This is a genomic window from Candidatus Chloroploca asiatica, assembly GCF_002532075.1.
GTDB classification, from domain to species: Bacteria; Chloroflexota; Chloroflexia; order Chloroflexales; family Chloroflexaceae; genus Chloroploca; species Chloroploca asiatica.
In genome coordinates, this window is sequence record NZ_LYXE01000003.1 from 1 (window position 1) to 17,193 (window position 17,193).

Annotated in this window: 24 protein-coding genes; 13 read left to right on the plus strand and 11 right to left on the minus strand. The window is 56.9% G+C overall.

Annotated features, from left to right (window positions below; genetic code table 11):
- Positions 1-112: 112 nt before the first annotated feature.
- Positions 113-1,039 carry a tyrosine-type recombinase/integrase gene (locus A9Q02_RS00095; RefSeq protein WP_097650309.1) on the minus strand — a complete coding sequence of 309 codons (927 nt, stop codon included), beginning with the start codon at positions 1,037-1,039 and terminating at the stop codon, positions 113-115.
- Between the two features lie 338 nt (positions 1,040-1,377).
- On the opposite strand from A9Q02_RS00095, the gene A9Q02_RS24015 reads away from it, so the two are divergent.
- The 12 genes from A9Q02_RS24015 (at position 1,378) to A9Q02_RS24030 (ending at position 10,184) form a co-directional block, all read left to right on the plus strand.
- A complete protein-coding gene (locus A9Q02_RS24015; RefSeq protein ID WP_172450432.1) occupies positions 1,378-1,515 on the plus strand; it encodes a hypothetical protein in 138 nt (45 codons plus the stop codon).
- Positions 1,516-1,529: 14 nt separating this feature from the next.
- Positions 1,530-1,715 carry a hypothetical protein gene (locus A9Q02_RS00100; RefSeq protein WP_097650310.1) on the plus strand — a complete coding sequence of 62 codons (186 nt, stop codon included), beginning with the start codon at positions 1,530-1,532 and terminating at the stop codon, positions 1,713-1,715.
- A gap of 44 nt (positions 1,716-1,759) precedes the next feature.
- Complete coding sequence (locus A9Q02_RS00105) at positions 1,760-1,945, plus strand: hypothetical protein (protein WP_097650311.1); 186 nt, start codon at positions 1,760-1,762, stop codon at positions 1,943-1,945.
- A 66-nt stretch (positions 1,946-2,011) separates the two neighbouring features.
- Positions 2,012-2,167 (plus strand): hypothetical protein, encoded by a 156-nt coding sequence (locus A9Q02_RS24020; protein ID WP_172450434.1) that lies wholly within the window; start codon positions 2,012-2,014, stop codon positions 2,165-2,167.
- A gap of 156 nt (positions 2,168-2,323) precedes the next feature.
- A complete protein-coding gene (locus tag A9Q02_RS00115) occupies positions 2,324-3,631 on the plus strand; it encodes a C40 family peptidase (RefSeq protein WP_097650313.1) in 1,308 nt (435 codons plus the stop codon).
- 7 nt (positions 3,632-3,638) lie between these two features.
- Positions 3,639-5,675 carry a hypothetical protein gene (locus A9Q02_RS00120; RefSeq protein ID WP_097650314.1) on the plus strand — a complete coding sequence of 679 codons (2,037 nt, stop codon included), beginning with the start codon at positions 3,639-3,641 and terminating at the stop codon, positions 5,673-5,675.
- Positions 5,676-5,686: 11 nt separating this feature from the next.
- Positions 5,687-5,845 (plus strand): hypothetical protein, encoded by a 159-nt coding sequence (locus A9Q02_RS24025; protein ID WP_165360924.1) that lies wholly within the window; start codon positions 5,687-5,689, stop codon positions 5,843-5,845.
- Complete coding sequence (locus A9Q02_RS00125) at positions 5,842-6,033, plus strand: hypothetical protein (RefSeq protein ID WP_097650315.1); 192 nt, start codon at positions 5,842-5,844, stop codon at positions 6,031-6,033. The genes A9Q02_RS24025 and A9Q02_RS00125 overlap by 4 nt, the downstream gene beginning before the upstream one ends.
- 15 nt (positions 6,034-6,048) lie before the next feature.
- A complete protein-coding gene (locus A9Q02_RS00130; protein WP_097650316.1) occupies positions 6,049-6,243 on the plus strand; it encodes a hypothetical protein in 195 nt (64 codons plus the stop codon).
- Between the two features lie 259 nt (positions 6,244-6,502).
- On the plus strand, positions 6,503-8,086 hold the full coding sequence (locus A9Q02_RS00135; RefSeq protein WP_097650317.1) for an FtsK/SpoIIIE domain-containing protein: 1,584 nt from the start codon (positions 6,503-6,505) through the stop codon (positions 8,084-8,086).
- Complete coding sequence (locus tag A9Q02_RS00140) at positions 8,061-10,001, plus strand: cell envelope integrity protein TolA (protein WP_097650318.1); 1,941 nt, start codon at positions 8,061-8,063, stop codon at positions 9,999-10,001. The genes A9Q02_RS00135 and A9Q02_RS00140 overlap by 26 nt, the downstream gene beginning before the upstream one ends.
- A gap of 9 nt (positions 10,002-10,010) precedes the next feature.
- Positions 10,011-10,184 (plus strand): hypothetical protein, encoded by a 174-nt coding sequence (locus A9Q02_RS24030; protein WP_172450436.1) that lies wholly within the window; start codon positions 10,011-10,013, stop codon positions 10,182-10,184.
- 161 nt (positions 10,185-10,345) lie between these two features.
- Here A9Q02_RS24030 and A9Q02_RS00145 read toward each other — a convergent pair whose 3' ends face one another.
- From A9Q02_RS00145 to A9Q02_RS00195, 10 genes are all read right to left on the minus strand, one after another.
- Positions 10,346-10,546 carry a hypothetical protein gene (locus A9Q02_RS00145; protein WP_097650319.1) on the minus strand — a complete coding sequence of 67 codons (201 nt, stop codon included), beginning with the start codon at positions 10,544-10,546 and terminating at the stop codon, positions 10,346-10,348.
- Positions 10,533-11,234 (minus strand): hypothetical protein, encoded by a 702-nt coding sequence (locus tag A9Q02_RS00150; protein ID WP_097650320.1) that lies wholly within the window; start codon positions 11,232-11,234, stop codon positions 10,533-10,535. The genes A9Q02_RS00145 and A9Q02_RS00150 overlap by 14 nt, the downstream gene beginning before the upstream one ends.
- 162 nt (positions 11,235-11,396) lie before the next feature.
- Positions 11,397-12,470, minus strand: a complete 1,074-nt coding sequence (locus tag A9Q02_RS00155) for a ParB/RepB/Spo0J family partition protein (RefSeq protein WP_097650321.1) — start codon at positions 12,468-12,470, stop codon at positions 11,397-11,399.
- Between the two features lie 12 nt (positions 12,471-12,482).
- Positions 12,483-12,896 (minus strand): hypothetical protein, encoded by a 414-nt coding sequence (locus tag A9Q02_RS00160; RefSeq protein ID WP_097650322.1) that lies wholly within the window; start codon positions 12,894-12,896, stop codon positions 12,483-12,485.
- A 269-nt stretch (positions 12,897-13,165) separates the two neighbouring features.
- Positions 13,166-14,548, minus strand: coding sequence for an AAA family ATPase (locus A9Q02_RS00165; RefSeq protein ID WP_097650323.1), 1,383 nt, complete (start codon positions 14,546-14,548; stop codon positions 13,166-13,168).
- Positions 14,549-14,565: 17 nt separating this feature from the next.
- Entirely contained in the window at positions 14,566-14,922 is a 357-nt protein-coding gene (locus A9Q02_RS00170; protein ID WP_216361417.1) for a GIY-YIG nuclease family protein, read from the minus strand.
- 328 nt (positions 14,923-15,250) lie between these two features.
- Positions 15,251-15,796: a 3'-5' exonuclease gene (locus A9Q02_RS00180; protein WP_097650325.1), complete on the minus strand. Its 546-nt coding sequence runs from the start codon at positions 15,794-15,796 to the stop codon at positions 15,251-15,253.
- 9 nt (positions 15,797-15,805) lie between these two features.
- A complete protein-coding gene (locus A9Q02_RS00185; RefSeq protein ID WP_097650326.1) occupies positions 15,806-16,015 on the minus strand; it encodes a hypothetical protein in 210 nt (69 codons plus the stop codon).
- Positions 16,016-16,266: 251 nt separating this feature from the next.
- Positions 16,267-16,686, minus strand: coding sequence for a hypothetical protein (locus A9Q02_RS00190; protein WP_141508606.1), 420 nt, complete (start codon positions 16,684-16,686; stop codon positions 16,267-16,269).
- A 66-nt stretch (positions 16,687-16,752) separates the two neighbouring features.
- On the minus strand, positions 16,753-16,953 hold the full coding sequence (locus tag A9Q02_RS00195) for a hypothetical protein (RefSeq protein WP_097650328.1): 201 nt from the start codon (positions 16,951-16,953) through the stop codon (positions 16,753-16,755).
- Positions 16,954-16,973: 20 nt separating this feature from the next.
- On the opposite strand from A9Q02_RS00195, the gene A9Q02_RS24035 reads away from it, so the two are divergent.
- Positions 16,974-17,150 carry a hypothetical protein gene (locus A9Q02_RS24035; RefSeq protein ID WP_172450438.1) on the plus strand — a complete coding sequence of 59 codons (177 nt, stop codon included), beginning with the start codon at positions 16,974-16,976 and terminating at the stop codon, positions 17,148-17,150.
- Positions 17,151-17,193 lie beyond the last annotated feature (43 nt).

The following is a 17,193-nucleotide window of genomic DNA, read 5'->3' on the forward strand; positions in this document are numbered from 1 at the left end:
ATTTATTATTTTTAGTCAACTGTTTACCGGGTAAGGTGGTGAGCCGGGTGGGGATCGAACCCACGACCCTCTGATTAGATCCCTCAACTGGTCAAATTGACCAGTTGAGGGGCTACGCCCTTACCCGGTCATGCAGTGCCTTGAGCCGATCCTTGTGTTCGCGCAGGTAGCGCAGGGTGGTATCAATATCCCGGTGCCGCATGAGTTGACTCACCTGGCTGATGTCAAGCCCCGAGTCGAGCGCCTTGTGTGCATAGCGGTGTCGGAAACAATGCACGGTTGCCCCTACGGGCAGGGTGATCCCTGCCAGATCCGCAACATGCCTGATCGCCTTGCGCACATCCGAGACGGTCATGGGCGCACCTGACAGCCGCAACCATACTGACCCGTCGCCCTGGTGCCCTCGGTGCCGGGTATAGCGCCTGATCGCGCTGTCGGCCTCAGACCCCCAGAAGGCCCAATCTTCCCGCCCGCCCTTGCTGATGATGATGGTGGCGCGGTCATCGAGCCGCATGGCCGAGTCGCGCATGCTCACCAGCTCGCCGATCCGCATGCCGGATTGTGCCAAGAGCAAGATGATCGCATGCTCCCGGTAGCGCTGCTCGGCTGTGTCGAGCTGGCCGCATGCACACAGCAGATCATGCAGTGCATCATCGGTCAAGACCGGGCGTATCCGTTGGGGCACATGGGGCCGGGGCAGCAGTTCATCGTCAGAGAACCATAGCGCCTGCTGCTCAGTAATCCAGTTACGCCGCCGACAGTAGCGCCAGAAGGCACGCAGGGTACGCCAGGCCCCGCCGATCGTCTCGGCTGATAGCCCGATCCCGCCCGTGCGATGATTTTTGCGCCCATGCCGCAAATAGTCGAAGTACGCTAACAGATGATCGAGCGTGATCTGATCGAGCGAATCAGCGTGATGCACGATCCATGCGTGCCATAACTCGATCAATTGATAGTGATATTGTTCGATTGTGCGGATTGATCGATTGCGCCCTCTCCGATGTGCCAGGAATTGATTGATTGCTACGAGATGATCCATGCTGATCCTGTCGTTTTTGTACTATAAACCCCTAGGACTAAAGTAATGTTACTTTTTGGTTTATTGTAATCTCGCAAAAAATCTGTTATCACTCTCTCATGACGATCACAAACACCATCCCAATGCAATTGTACGAATTACCAAGCGGCAACCTTGCGGCTCTGGTGTATGTGGTGTCACTCGCCGACCTGGTAATCGGCATGTTGCTCGTCTCGATCGTGTTATTGCTCGTTGTGCAGATGTGGAGAACACGATCATGATGCATCCCGTAATCGTCATTGTAGCGGGTGCAACGGTGGCTCTGGTGCTGGAGTCGTTTGTTAGTCAGGTCATGCGCTATGTACGGTCTCGCTGATGATATGGCTTATCTCACCCAGATTCTAGCCGGTGACATGCTGCTCTGGCTGATTGGTCTGGTGTGTCTCTATAGTGTTGCTCTCGCGGTCAGGGATGGCCTGATTCGCGTTGTTGCATAGTGTTGGAGGGTGTTATGACTGCTCTTGTCCAAGTTTTCCTTGACGTGGTCGGCGCGTTGCTGACCTTTATCCAGACCTATCTGATCCCCGCCGATGCCGCGTCAGTAACCATTCTGCACGTTGCGATCTGGACGCCCGTTGTTATTGGTCTCGCCGGTCTGACCGTCTCGTTTGTCAAGCGGATGTGGGGGCGACGCTGATCGCGCCACGTTCACGGTTGATCCGTGATTATTAGGAGCTTCCCATGACTGCATTGGTACAGGTTTTTCTTGACGTGATCGGGGCGCTGCTCACCTTCATCACAACCTATCTGATTCCTGCAAATGCCGCAGGTGTGACGATCCTGCACGTTGCGATCTGGACGCCCGTTGTTATTGGTCTCGCCGGTCTGACCGTGTCATTTGTCAAGCGGATGTGGGCGCGACGTTGATCGCCCGTGTCTCGTGCGGAAGGGCGTAGCAATACGCCCTTTTTTGCCATGTATGAGCTAATACGCATGTTCATTGACGACATCCTGATGGGGGCAACCCTCGCGCCGATCACGATCACAGCGCTGATTATTGTGATCGTTGCGGTGACTGCAAGCACGCTATCAGGATCGGGCGGGGTGGCTGATGATACCGATTACGACGTATCCAACCTTGATCGGTGATTTGACGTTTGCAGATCTCACATATGCAATGTACGCGGTCATGGATCATGTGGTCGAGATTTCAACGCACCCGACCGGGCTAGCGATCCTCTCCCTCATCTTCCTGGCAATGTTCTTTCAGGTGCTGCGAATCTTTATGATCAAGCGGGGCAAGCTATGATAATCCGCGCTCTGCTCATCCTGCTGGTGCTGCTGGTGTTGGTGGCGGTGCCCCCGGCCCCGGCCAGCGCTGCGCCGGTCGCCCAGACCGGGGATGCGTGCGCGATCGCGGTCAATGCTGCCCTGAGCAAGCGCGGGGCAAATTATGTATGGGGCGCTAAAGGGCCGGTTGATTTCGACTGCTCGGGGCTCACCTATTGGGCCTATGCACAGGCCGGGATCAACATTGGGATCAGCACCTACGATCAGCAATCAGCCGGGGTCAAAATTGATTGCACCCTGGCGGATCTCAACGGTGCGGCTACGAGCTGCTGGCAACCGGGCGATCTGGCGTTCCTCCGCTACGCGGGCGGGCAACATGTCGCCCTGTACGCGGGCTCTGGGCTGTTTGTCGATGCTTACAACACGACAACCGGGGTGATCCTGCACAACCCGGCCAGCTCGTCATTCTACGCCGCGAACTGGTGGCAAGCTCGCCGCCCGGCCTCGTGCGCAGGGTCGCCCATCGATCCCGGCATGCCCTACTATCTGCCTGACTCGGCCACCCCTCAGCTTGAGTCAATTGCCAACGTGATGAGCCCGATCAGCCTGATGCTACCCTGGCAATGTGGCTATTGCAGTACCACGGCAACCCATCAGATCGCCGACCTGACACCGATGGAGTACCCCGAGTCGGGCGGTATGCTGGATGTGCTCTACCCCTTCAAGTGGTTTGGCGTGTTTATCTGGAATGAGGCAGTTAGGCCGATCATCTGCTGGCTGTTGTCGATTGCTCAAAGCATGCTCAACGCCCTGGCCTACGCCTTTAACGCGGTGATCGTCGCCGGGGTCAATCTCTTTTGGAAGCTGGGCGTCCTGGCATTGCTCTGGGTGCGCGATATGTATCTAGGCGTGTGGGGCGTGATCGCCTGGGTGCGCCTGCTGCTCTGGTCCTGGTGGGGCGAGTTTCTGCAAGTCGAGCACTGGATCAACATGATCCGGCTCTTCCTGGCCGACCTGGGCCATTTGCTCTCTCAGATCATGCGTGACATTGCCGCGATGGTCATGTCACTGCTTGAGATCATTTGGTGGTTTGTCGGTCTCTTCATGACGCTGATTACGGGCATGGTTACGGCGGTGATGAATCCGGCCATGCCTACTCAGTATGAAGAAATAAATAATTTTTTTCTATGGGTCTGGTTTGTAGACCTGTTTCGAGCCGTCGCCGACTCGTCTCTGTGGTGGGCATGGACCTCATTTGTAGCGCTGATCTATCTCAGGTTTGTGTTATGGCTGAGTGATCGGCTCTCACAACTCAATAGTTAGGTGCATCATGGCAAAGCGTTTGATCCTCATGGTAGCGATCGTCGGGCTGATCCTCGTTGGTCTCTCTGGCAATGCGCATGCCCAGTCTGACATACCCCTTTGCACGCACGGTACCGCAACCTTCACCATTGCCCCGGCCAACTGGGGATCACTCAACACGCCCAACACGCTCTATCTTGATAGCTCCTGGTGGATGTATCAGGTAGCGGAGCAAGCCGCGTATGTAACGCCGGGTGCGCCCTATCGCATGATTGTCAATCAGCACACGGGGCAACATATCGCCCTGGACATATCGGGCACCATGGACACGGTATTAGGCGGTACCACCCTAGAGAATATTGATACGTTTTTCTTCGGTACGGTGCTGGTGTGCCGGGTGCCGCAACACGTAACCCCGATCCCGTCGCCGTCGCCCACGCCCGTAACCCCACCTGATGATTGCTACCTGCTCACATCAGGCGAGGGCGAAGGCGAGATCGAGCTAACCGCACCATCGACGATAAGCGTATTTGGTGGCGAGGTCTGGATTGTGCAAGGGCCGGTGACCGGGCCAGTGCAGACGGGCATGGTTTATCCGCCTGGGCTGTATGGGGTTGATGTGACGCTGGACCAAGGGAGTAGCGGGGTGCAGGTGGTGGTGTGTCCCGAGGTGCCGCCCCCTCCAACGGGGTGTATTGATATTCCGTCAACCTGGAATACACAATATAGCGTCTGGGTGGCCTATCTTCCCTCTGAGCTTGTCAATCAGCCGTATGATGTCACCCTGACGGGCGGGCGGGCGTATGCGTGGCATAAAGGATTTTGGATGTATTCCTCTGATCCGCCTCGCTATCCCTATCAAACGGGTGTTTATTTCAACGCGAATGCTTCTAATCAAGGGCCGAATCAACCCTTTACCCTGCATGCATGTCCCGTTGAGCCGATTAGCCCTCCGACAACATGTCAACTGATCTCCTCAACCTGGAACACACAATACAACGTCTGGACGGCCTATCTTCCTACTAATCCTACTGGCACGGTTCGCGTCTTGGGATCGCGGGCGTATGCGGTAAATGGATCGTCTGGCTGGATTGATCCTGGTGGCTCGTTTCTGTCGGTTGCTCAAACGGGTGGTTATTTCAACGCGGATTCTTTTTATCAAGGGCCGAATCGTCCCTTTGCGCTGGATTATTGTCCGGCTGATTTCACTCCAACCCCTACGGCTATTGTGACGCCAACAACGGGCGCAACCCTCACCCCTTACCCCACGCGCACCCCCACCACCACGCGCACCCCCACGGCCACGGGCACGCGCACGACTACCCCCACGCCGATCGGCTCCGCTCCGGCCCTGTCGTGCGCGATCCGCGATAGCATCAATGTTCCGGTCTATCCGCATGCGGTGCCGGTCGATCTGGTTGCGGGTGAGGAAATAGGGGTTACGGGGCCGATCTATGCGCTCGTGGATGCTGGCCTAGAGCCGATTGAGTCGGGAGTCTATCTGTGGTTTGCGACGGGCCGGTATCATTTGACGAGTCTAGATGCGCCTCAAACATTCTGGCGCTGCCGTCAGTCGGTCACGCCCACGCCCACGGCGACGCGCACGGGCACCCCTGGCCCGACCTGGACGCCGGGCACGGTCGCCTCAATCTGCATTGAGCCAGCAACGCCGCCGCCGGCGCAAACTGGACAATTGCCCGACCTGATCCTCATTATCCCAACGCTCGATCCCTTGCCCAGCTTCACGCCCTCGCCGACGGGCATTACCAGTAGCGTGATTATATCGCCGGTCCAGACGATGTTAGCCGGGGTGAGTCGGCCCGTCCAGACGGTTGCCGCATGGTCTGATGGTGTATTCGGTGAGGGCGGGTATGCTCTGGCAGTCGAGCAGACTGAGCCGATCGTAGATACGGTCAGTCTCTCATTCGGCTGGTTGGCTATCCTGGCCGACATTGGCCCGTTGGCCTGGCTGTTGCCCCCCTTGGTCATTACGGTGTTTGTCTATGCGGCCAAGCCGATCATTAGCCTGGTCCGCTATATCAAACAGCTAATCCCATTCAACTAGGTAGGTAGGGTATGAATATTTTTTATATAGGCATGCAACTGGTCGCGGTTGTCGTGTTGTTGACGATCCTTTTTGAAGTTGCGGCGATCATTTCATTAATCGTGGTAATGGTCGCACATCATGGCATTGATACAATCGATCTAGTTCCTGCTATTACGGTGATCCTATGAAGATGCGCACAAAACGGTATAAGGTCTCTCTGCTGAATTTTGATGAAGATGAGTTGATGATGGTGAGTCGTCGCCGATCATCATTGAGGCGCATAACGCATGTTGTTCGTCGCATGCCGTGGCAACAACAGATTGCATTGATCTGCGTGATGGTGGGAATTATCCTGCTGATCTGGCGTTTCGCATAGCGGAGGTTTCTAGCCATGTCTGCTCTCTGGTCGCTGCTCTTTTGTCTGGCCCCGTTTGCTCTGATCGCGCTAGGATATGCATGGGGCCGCTATGGTCTCCCTGTCGAGATCCGCAGGCGCAAATCACGGGATCGCCGTCTTACCACCCCGGCTGATGATGATGATGAGGCCCCGATCGTCTACGGCTATGACACAGGAGTCAACCCATGATGCACTCACCCCGAGGCGCAGCCGGTCATGTGCTGTCTTTTCTTACCACAAACGCTGTTGATGGACGGTATAGCGGTAGTTTGTTGACGATCTCGATCGAGACCGGTTATAGCTTGACCTGCGTTACCCGAGCGATTCGGCAATTACAGGCAGAGCACTGGATAACTATCGAGTGTCCTGGCCGCCCCTGTCGGCCAGCGTCGTATGCTCTGGTTGCACCTACGAGCCGCTTTGCACGGCTGAAAGATCGGACGTTGCCATGTTCGGCCTAGTAAGAAAACGACATCCATACGAACTGCTCGCTAGCGAACTGGCGAACACGATCCAGCACCAACTCACCCGCCTGAATCTGGCTTATCGAGAGAAGCGCGACGGGGTAGAGGTCATTCACCGGGTAGAGTTTGTCGAGCCATTGAAGGCTAGTCCGGGCGTGATTGAGATCGAGGTAGATTTGTCCAGGTTGCCCCGAGGGGTGGATGTCGCCGCCCTGCGTGATGCCCGCGTGTTAGAGACCCTGACCGCCGCATGCAAGTATCCGGTCAAGTTTGTGAAGAAAGCAAGCGGGGCCGGATCATGGTTTGTGGTCGAGATAACCGCCATGTCGAAGATACCGCGCATGGTCAAGTTAGACAGCATGCGCCAACCGGCCAAAGCCCCCCCATTAATAATCCCTATTGGCGTGGGCGAGAATAAACAACAGCGCTGGGAGGATTTGCGCACCCTGCCGCACCTGCTGATCGCCGGGGCCACGGGAACCGGCAAGAGCGTTATGGTCAATGCCGTGCTGTGCCAGTTAATCAAGCGCTTTGATGAGTCGGTCTTGCAACTCTGGTTAGTCGATTTGAAGGGCGGTATGGAGCTCTCGTATTATGAGCGTTTGCCCCACGTCAAGACTCTGGTCACCAAAAGCCCCGAGCTGCCCGCCATGCTGCTCGATCTGCAAGTCGAAATGGACCGGCGCACAACCCTGCTACGTGAACGCGAGTCGCGTGATCTGGACGCCTACAATGCTCAGATGCCCCGAGCTCGCCGGTTGCCCTACATTGTGCTAGTCGTCGATGAAATAGCAAACGCCATGCTCAACAAGAGCCGGGTCAATCTGGACGGTCAAAAGATGAGCGTGGCCCAGGCTACTGAGGCCCTGCTAGCTGACCTGGCCGCACGCGCCAGGGCTACGGGAATCCATCTGATCATATCGACTCAGCGTCCATCGGTTGACGTGGTAACAGGTCTCATCAAGGCAAACTTTCCATGCCGAATCGCATTCGGTACCGCGTCAGAAATTGACAGCCGGGTGATCGTGGACGATAGCGGCGCACACGGCAAGAGGGATGGCCGCATGCTCTTTCGCCGTAACATCGATCTGATCGAGCTCCAGGCCCCATTCTTGTCTGATAGCGAGGTCAAGGCGACGGTTAAACGGGTGCTATCTGGTGAGTATGAGCCGGAACCCGTAAAAACGGCTGAAGATGTGGCCCGCGACGAGATCGGTTATCTGCTGGCCCTGTCAGAAAGCAAGGCAGGCAGGCGCTTTACAGCCCGTGAATTGTACAAACTGTCAGATGGGTTAATCGCCCGCGCACGAATCGAGCAATTAGCAGCCCGACTCGAACAAGAAAAGATCGTCCATCGCAAGATGGGCCCGTTTGGTCGGAGCATTGCCGTCCCTGCCCGTGAATGGCAGAAAATATATAAACCTTGTGCCCTGCGCCCTGTGCCCTGCGAAAAACCCGAAAAACCGGCCCCTCCAATGCCCCTAGAGGAAGAAGAGCCCACCCTAGCCCCGTCTATTATGGCCTTTCTAAGTGAGGTAGAGCATGAGCACCTTAGCCCCGATCCTTGATGCAATCGGGATCATCATTAGTACGGTCTGGATCTACCTGGTCCCTGACACATTCTCAGATGTCACGCTGGTGCATGTGGCGATCTGGACGCCCGCGATCATCGGCATGGTTGCGGCATCCTGGCGCATGCTCCAACGCTCGCCGCCAATCGTGAGCCAACCGGCCCCGGCCAACCCTACCCCGCGCCTCAATCATCGCCAACGCTACGCACGGATCAAACGCATTGCCGTAGATAAGCGCTTGCTCCAGGAGGAAGAGGAACGCGCCCAGAAAGCTGCCGCGCAAGCGGTCGCCGATGCCGCGCACGCTGATCGAGTCGCCGCCGAGCGTGCCCAGCGTGAGAAGGCACGGGAAGAGGCGAAGGCCCAGAAGTTGGCCCAGCAAGCCGCCGAACGTGCCCAGCTCGCCGCCCAGCGTGAGAAGGCACGGGAAGAGGCGAAGGCCCAGAAGTTGGCCCAGCAAGCCGCCGAACGTGCCCAGCTCGCCGCCCAGCGTGAGAAGGCACGGGAAGAGGCGAAGGCCCAGAAGTTGGCCCAGCAAGCCGCCGAACGTGCCCAGCTCGCCGCACAACGCGCCGCCGAACAATCCGACCGGGCCGAACGTCGCCGCCAGGCCAAGGAAGAGGCGAAGGCCCAACGCGCCGCCGAACGTGCAACCCGCCCGCCCCGACCACGCCCACAACCCCGGCCCCGGCCCGCCGGTGATCCCGTGACTCGTGCGTTCGGGGCTGATCCATCGCGGATCTATGAGTTTCGGTACCGGGTGGTGAGCCTTGACGAGCTCATTACCAGTAACACCGATAGCGGCTCGATCAACCCGGAGTATGATCGCGCCCTGCAACCGCGCCAACGTGATCGCGCCGCGTCGCGCCGCCAGGTTGAGCATGCCGCTAAAAATCTGGTTCCCGAGGCCCTGATCTGGGATTTTAAGGCGCTGGACAAGGGAGCCCCCATCATCGGCTCAGATCGCCAGGTCGAGTCGGGCAACGGTCGCACCATGGCGCTACGCCGGGCACGCATGGAGCATGCCGACAAATGGGCCGCATATCAAGAGACCTTACGCGCTAACCTGCTGGCTGTGGGGTTGAGCGAGTCGGATCTGGCCGGGGTCGAGTCGCCGGTCCTGGTCCGAGAGCGCATTACTGAGGTTTCCGACCGTACCGCGTTTGCCCGTGAAGCCAACGCGCCGCCGGTCCTGCAGATGAGCACCCTTGAGACCGCCGCCGTAGATGCCAACCGGATTACGGCTGACCTGATCGCCCGCCTGAATGTGCGTGAGGGTCAGAGCATTGATCAAGCCCTGCGCACAAAAGCCAATGCTGACTTTGTGCGCGGGTTTATTGGTACGATGAGCGAAAACGAGTCGGCCCTGTTGCTCCGCAAGGATGGCACGCTAGCGCAGTCTGGCATTAGGCGGATCAAGGCTGCTATGTTTGTCAGAACCTTCGAGGGCGAGTCGGGTGAACGACTCGCGGAGACCTTCCTAGAGGCGCTGGATAACGATATAAAGAACTTCGAGACCGGGTTATCTGCGTCTCTGCCTGTTCTTTCCCGCGCTGAATATCTGGTAGCCACGGGTCAACGCGCCGCCGATCTGAGCATGGCCGATGATATTAGCCGGGCGCTGGATATGTTGGCACGGCTCAGGGAGCATGACGGGCTGACCGTTGAGGAATATGTAGGACAATCCGCCCTCTTTGAACGCGAAACAACCGCATTTCAAGATGAGCTGCTGGTATACTTCGATGAGATCGGGCGGTCGCCGAAAAAGATCAGGGAATTTTTCGGGGCCTACGCTAGCGCGGTCGAGGATGCGCCACACCCCGATCAGGTTGATTTGTTCGGCGAGTCGATCTCGCCCAGCAAAGAGCAGCTCTTTAGCCGGATCACTGGTCGCAAGCTAGCACTTGTGTAAGGGGGAGTTATGGCCGACAAGAAAAAGGTGCCGCCACTGAAGAAGAAGGGTCGGGTACCGCCCGCTGACAGTCTCGCCGCTGCGGTCAATTGGTCAAAGATCGCTGACATGGACAAGAGCGAACCCGAGTCGGAGCCGAAACAGGATGGTACAGATGATCAACTGGTCAAATTGACCAGTTGATCGAGGCGTGATAGCTACCGATTAATCATGGCTAATCGGTAGCTAAAGGCCCATTTGAGGCGTTGCAACGCCTCAAATGGGCCTTAACTCTTTACACTGGCGCATGCTCCAATGCGGTAAACCGGCTCTTCTTTGGATTTTGGCAAGTGTAAAGGAATAGATTAGTCGCTATTTTCCGCCTTCCCCATCAACCCGCGTGCCTGAATTTCGGACCGCGTTTTGACCACTAGCCGCACCCCGACCAGATGCAGCATTAAGATTTCATCATCGCTCAAGCTGGTGATCGGCTGTTCCTTGCGGAGCACGTCTAGATACAGTCGGAGTAGATCGGCTGCCTTGTTTGCGTATTCATTGCTCGTCATGTTCGATTGTCGCCTTTCCTAGTCGCTTCCAATTCGACACTACCAGATCGATTACTTCGCCCTCAGATTGTGCGGCCCACTGGCCCGCCTTGCCCGGCCCTCGCCCTGCGATGAGGCCCAGGGTAGACAGGTCGCGCCCGAACTCCTCTGCGGCACCCTTGGACACGCTCCCGAGCCGATGCCCGCCCAGCATGATCGGCCCGGTTAATTCCCTCACGCTCCATGGTGCGCTCGTGCCCTGGACCGCCCGCCGATGGCATGCGAGTGCCACGGCCAGGGTATGCAGGGTCATCGATGGGGTGAGATCCCAGACCGTCATTTCTTTGACTACTTCCCGCCCGCCGTTATTTTCGTATGCTTCGATTGCCACGGCATGCCAGTCGGCGAGTCGTAGTCTGTACTCCTTCCAGTCCTCAATTGTGAGCCGCGCAACTAGGACGGCCATGCCCCCCGAGAAGAGCACAACCGATCCCGCGAACGATGCGAACACGAGTCGCACCCCTGACCAGTCCTCGTAATAGTCAGGCCACACTAACCACAAGAGCAACGCCCCGAGGGTTGCGACGAACAATAACCCGACCGTAAACCCGACTAACTGTACCGCTTCACGCACGGTCAACCGGCCCACATCGAGATCCATTTGAGCCCTGACGGGCCGGATACTTTCGGTCAGACTCGCGCCCTTCATACTGTCTTTACCTTCTGTCTTGCCTGCTGTCTGTCTGTGGACGGCGTTGTAATGCCTTAGACGGACAGTGCAGATTGACATATACGGGCGCAGGTTGTAGCATTGACCTGCATCCCTTCGACGGGTTGCAATTGCCCTCGGTTACTTCTGCGGTGCCGAGGGCTATAATTTTTTTCCTAACCATAAGAGCTCAATCAAGGGCGCTTGACCGAGTCGCTCTGTTGCATCGTGCCATATACCCTCACGTAGCGAGTCGGGATCATCTGCATAGATGTCCCCGGTTAGCAGGTAGGTTAAGATGCGGCTCTGCTCGTCGGTCAGTTGTTCGAGCATGGCCGCTAGCGTTGCCTCAATGCTAGCCTGTAGGCTTTCCCGCGACTCGTTGCTGGTCGCTGGTGTGGGCGCTGGTGTGGGCGCTGGGCTCTCTGCCTGGCGGGTGGGTTCCTTGGGTTCTGTTGTCGCCCCGCCGTGCTGCCATCGGTTACAGATGAGCGTGATCGCCTGGTCCATTCTGAAACGTCGCTCAACTTCTGGAACCCTCTTGATCCCGAGTCGCGCCATGTCGAGATGCCAACGTCCCGTATCGGTCTCGCCCAGCTCGCCCGCCCTGATGATGTGATAACACGAGTCCTGACAATGCCGACCGATCTTGTTGCCGCCGGTCGCCCCACAGATGGTACATGGTGCCGGTGTAGTCGGGGCTGTTGGGCCGCTGGGTGCCGCGGGCCGGGCGGTGCGCTCTTTGCCGTCGCCGCCGATCCTGGCGGGCAACTGGTCAATTTGACCAGTTGACTCTAGCTTTGCCCGGATGGTCCCGACCGTCGCATGCGAGCATCCGACCGTGCGGGCGATCTCGCGGTCGCTGTAGCGGCTCCATTCGGGGTCACTGAGCATGGTCTGGATTGATCGCTGGGTATCGGCCCTGGTGCGCGGTAGCCCGTGGGTGCGGTTGGCGCTGAGACTGTACAGTACTGCATCCCTGCGCGTGCCCTGGCGCACCTCGGCATGTATCTCAATCCGCATGGCCCGGTAGTGCGCCTGTACCCGGTGGAACCCATCGGCCAGCCAATAATCGGCCCCGTCGTGATAGATCACAACGGGCGGTAGCTCTTCGCCCTCGTCTATGGCCGCCTTCAGCCGGTCAATATGTTCCTCGTTGAGCTCTGCGCGGGGCTGGGTGCCGCCGTTGAGCCTGATGTGACGCAGTGGGATCATGGTTGCGGTCATGGTTGTCATGTTCTTACCTTGCTATTGGATGTGCTTCCAGGTCTTGCCGCCCTTCACACGACGAAACATATATGTCTTGCCGTTTAGCTTGAGGCTCGTTTCCTCGTAAACCTTCCCCTCTGACCTGACAACTTTTGTGCTACGTGCGACGGCTCCAGCTTGGAGCAATTCATTGTAGGTAACGTCCTTGCTCGTCGCCGGCGATGCCTTGACCGTTCGGGCTGGCCGGGTTGGTTCGGCGCACATCTTTAGGGCGTCGGTCGTGATGGTAATCTCGCCATAGGCTAAATACTTCTGCTGGCCCTCATACTTCGGGTTGCTCCCGGCCCTGGCCTTACGACAGGTCATGCCCGGTAGCAGGTTCATGAGCACCTGGCGCATGCTTTCGGCCTCTTCTTCGGTGTCTGCGGTGATCCTGATCTTCCAGGTTGGCATGGTTGAGTCCTTTCTGTCAGATTTGGTTAAGATCGGGTTGGGATCGCTTTGGGATCGCTTTGGGATCGCCCTCGATTTAGGGCTTTGTAATGGGCTATTCGGACATGGGATCGGGGGGATCGCCCTGTTTTCGCTTTTGCCCCTGCCCGATCCCACCCGATCCGCCCGATCTCCCCGATCCCATGTTTGTTTTGCGCGTTGTGATGCCGTAAAACGCGGGCGATCTCAAAGCGATCCCAAAGCGATCCCATGCGATCTCTGCCCGATCTCTAGGCCATAAGTGATTCTTCGTTGAGAGCATAGATCCCGTTCATGTTGCTAACCAGACGCGCCGCATGCATCTCGTTGAGCAAGCGGCGCACACTGGCCGCCGGGCGTTCGAGCAGGGCTGATACTTTTTTCGGCGACAATGGGCCATGCTCTTCGAGAAGGTCTAACACGGCCATGCGCTCGGGGGTCATGCGGGCCGGTTGCTCGGAGACACACCATTGACCGAGTAGGCTATCCCACTTGAGCGGTAGCGGTGCATTGTCACGAATACGACGGCCAACCCGCATAAGTTTGCCCTTCGGCTCTTCCGGGTCTTTCACCAGTTCAAGGATGCTATCGACAGATCCGGTGATGCCCGTCGATCCTGACGCCCCTAGGATCGGGTCATTGCCGCCCGACAATTTGCGGCTGTGGTGAACCAGTAAGATCGAGAGCCCGCGATTCGCGTTGAACTTGGTAAAGGGTTCGATGAGCCTGGCATCAGCCCTATAGCCGTCTTTGGTCTCCAGTGGAAAGACTCTGACCAAGGTATCGACGATAACAAGCTTCGTGTATGGCCGGGCGGTGACATAGTTCTCAAGGCGCGAAAAGAAACCATTATCGATCGTCGGCCAGTCACAAAAAAACTTTACGCCCCGTGGGGGTGGGCCTTCGGGAAACATGACTTTCAGCCGCTCGTTAAGCAGCTCTTCATCCATCTCCAGATTAAGGTAGAGCGCTTCACCCCGATCTGCCTGCAAATGGCCTAATGCCTTGCCACCCTGGGCCACGGCATAACAAAGCCCTTTGCATAGCCACGATTTATTAGTTTTCGGGAGACCATGCAGCAGGGTGATTCCAGCCGGTAGGATGCCATCCACGATGAAGGGGCGGGGGGTGTACTCCTTCTGCCAAATATCCGCCCCGTCTGCTACCTGGTCCTGCCAATCATCAGACAAGGCCCCGGTCATTCGCTCGAGATCGAGTCGGTGTTCTGCTTCTTCGAGCACCTTGTCAGGATCGTTGGTGTAGGCTGATGCCATCAATGAGCCCAGGTGCTCGACCAATCGCCGCTGACGTGCCATGCGTGCCACGGTGCGGGCGTAGTGCGGAGCATGCACATACGTGACTTGCTCCTGCATGAGCTCGCCCAGGAAGGTGATCCCGCCGATAGCATCGAGCAGCCCGCGATCTTTGAGCGTGCTAGAGACCGTGAACACATCGGGCGGGATCTTCTGCTCAAAGCAACTCAAGCATGCCTCATAAATGTGCGCATGCTTTTCAAGGTAAAAATCCGATGAGGCTACCAATTGCCGAACGCCTAGAATAACCTCACGGTCCATCAAACAACACCCTAATACCGCCCGCTCCGCTGGAATGTCATAGGGCAACGGCTGATCCATAACGCCTCTCTGCAATGCTAAAAAGGGCACTCTACGCGATCATACGACTGAACCTGTACCAGATCTGACACTGGCAAATGAATAGTAAAAGGGCCTAATGGGTGCGCTTGCGCACAGATCGGGCACAAGCGAGGGGCACACTTGCGGAGCTTGATCCAGCGCTCTAGCGCACGGTCGCCCGGCCAGGTCGCCACAACCTGATAGCTAATCCCGCGCTCGTTGGCCGCACGGGTCAACGCTGCGCCATGGCCCGAACGATGATCGCGCATGCGCCCGGCCAGGTCATGCGCCCAGCCGATGTAATGAGATGCCATGGCCCGTGGATTGTTCGGGTTCCCGAGCGGCGTTTCAAAATGAAGCAAATAGACAATCATGCCGGTTCCTGTGCTAAAATGTGAGAAATGAAGCAAAACAACCGCCAGGGTGCCCGCCCTGGCGGTTGTTGTTATTTGAGCATGTCCTGAATAACGGCCCGTGTTGCTCTCCGCCATGCGACGGCATCCGGGCACGTTGCAAAATGTGATCGCCCGTAGCTGGTCGAACCACTTACCCGCAACCTGGCGAGATCAACCGGCATGGCGTTGCCCTTCGCCGTTGTCACCCAGGTAATCATGGCCCCGCAGCTCTGGCAGCGCTCAACGGTAGCCCCGTCTGGTATCTCAAACTCTCCGGGTTGTGGGCCATCTGCAAAGCTATGTTGTATCATTCCACACCTGCCATGCGCTTCAAGACGGCCAGGGTAGCGCGGCAATCGCCCATCGCGGTATGATCGCCGCCCGGTAGCCGTTGCCGCTTGTAATCCCCGTAATACTCGGAGAAATCGCCTACATACATGCTGTACCACTGCATCACACACACAAAGGTTGTCGGCCATCCCGCCAGGTTGGGGACACCTGACTGACTGAGGATGCGGCTGTCATACTCCGCGTTGTAAATCAGTACCGTGTGATGATCGAGCAGGGAACGTAGCAACGGGAGAATGTCGAGCAGTCGAGGCGCATCTTTAACCATGTCGTCTGTAATGCCATGGATCGCGGTCGCTGCTGATGGTATCGGCTGACTCGGGCGGATCAGGGTATCGAGCAAGACGCCGCCCTTCAGATCGATGATAGCGATCTGGACAATTTCCGCGTGACAATCTAACCCGGTTGTTTCGGTATCGAGAATGACAGCATTAGGCATTGCCATGGTTTCCCGTGCCCATTCCTGGCACTTCTGGCGATCGCGGTCTAGAAATTCGTAGCACATGAAGGTCTCCTATGAGATGAGCCATGGTAGTTCGGTAGTGGCGTCCGGGGTGGTGAGTTTGGGGTCTTGCTCCTGCTTAAGCAGATCCTCAACAGCGCAAAATAGCATGTACTCTAGTTCGGCCTCAATCCGTCGGCCCGGTGCCATTTTTTCGGCAACCTTACGCACGGCTGCGATCTGGGCCTCCGTCAGTGCGATCTCAAGCGTGATTGTTTGCATTACTGACCCCCTATGCTGTGTGACACAACATGAGTATACTTATCCAATAGACTTTAGTCAAGCGTATATATAAGGGCAAAGGATTTTCTTGTACTCAACAAAAAAGCCGTCCTGTGACTTCACAGGACGGCGCAGGAGCGATTGACGGTAATTTTAGTATGATTGCCTCTGTGCAAACGACAAAGGCCCTCGCCGCCTTAGATGTGCGGCGAGGGCCTTATAAATCTGCCCGCTATGCGGAGCAATTAAATCTAGTTGGGGTTTTTACGCGGTCTGCCTGATCTGGGCTTCGGGGGGAATACCGACCGGCCCTGAGCTTGACCAACCAGATCGGCTAGTACCCGTGCGGCTGCAATGTCTGGCTCATTCAGCAGTTTATTTCGTTCGCGGTCAATCAGCACACGCACCCAGCCCGCATCAATCCACTTGTAAATAACCTGATTTGTGAAGCGGTATTTTGTTGCCGCGTCTGTTGCTAGGATGCCATGACCGTCAACGGCTGATCGTGCCATGAGTAGCTTGTCTGCTACTTGTTCGATCTCGTCTAGGTCACATAGATCCCTACTCCCGGCCACGGCTCCCGAGTTGATGAGATGCCTAATAATGGCCTCATCTAGCCCGGTTATCTGTGATGCTTCATTGATGGGGATCTTTGCCAATACAATACTCATGCTACCCTCCCTGGTCTCTACCAGAAGTGTAGCACGCGCTTTAATTTCTGTCGATACTGGTGTCATTTATAACCTGATGCGATAAAGTAACGCTCCGACAAAGATCCCGATGGCCGCAGGTGTAACGACAGAGACAAGGGCGGTAAGATTAGTACTCGGATCAATGGGGTTGAGGATCGGCGACCAGAACGCCGCAAATGTCGCATAGTGAAAGAACAGCAGATACACAAAGATGATTGCGGCTACATTCCCGGCTAGCTTGCGCATATAACACCCTAGGAGTAGCGATGAAGTGGTTAATCTCGGTAGTACGCTTGATGGGGGTTGGTGGTGGGTTGATCGCTTTGTGCGGTCTGGTTTTTCCAGCAGCAGGGTTTAGCATTCCGGTGATAGCCGCCGCAGTGCTGGCGCTGCTGCTACTGGTCGAAATATTTATTATTTTTAGTCAACTGTTTACCGGGTAAGGTGGTGAGCCGGGTGGGGATCGAACCCACGACCCTCTGATTA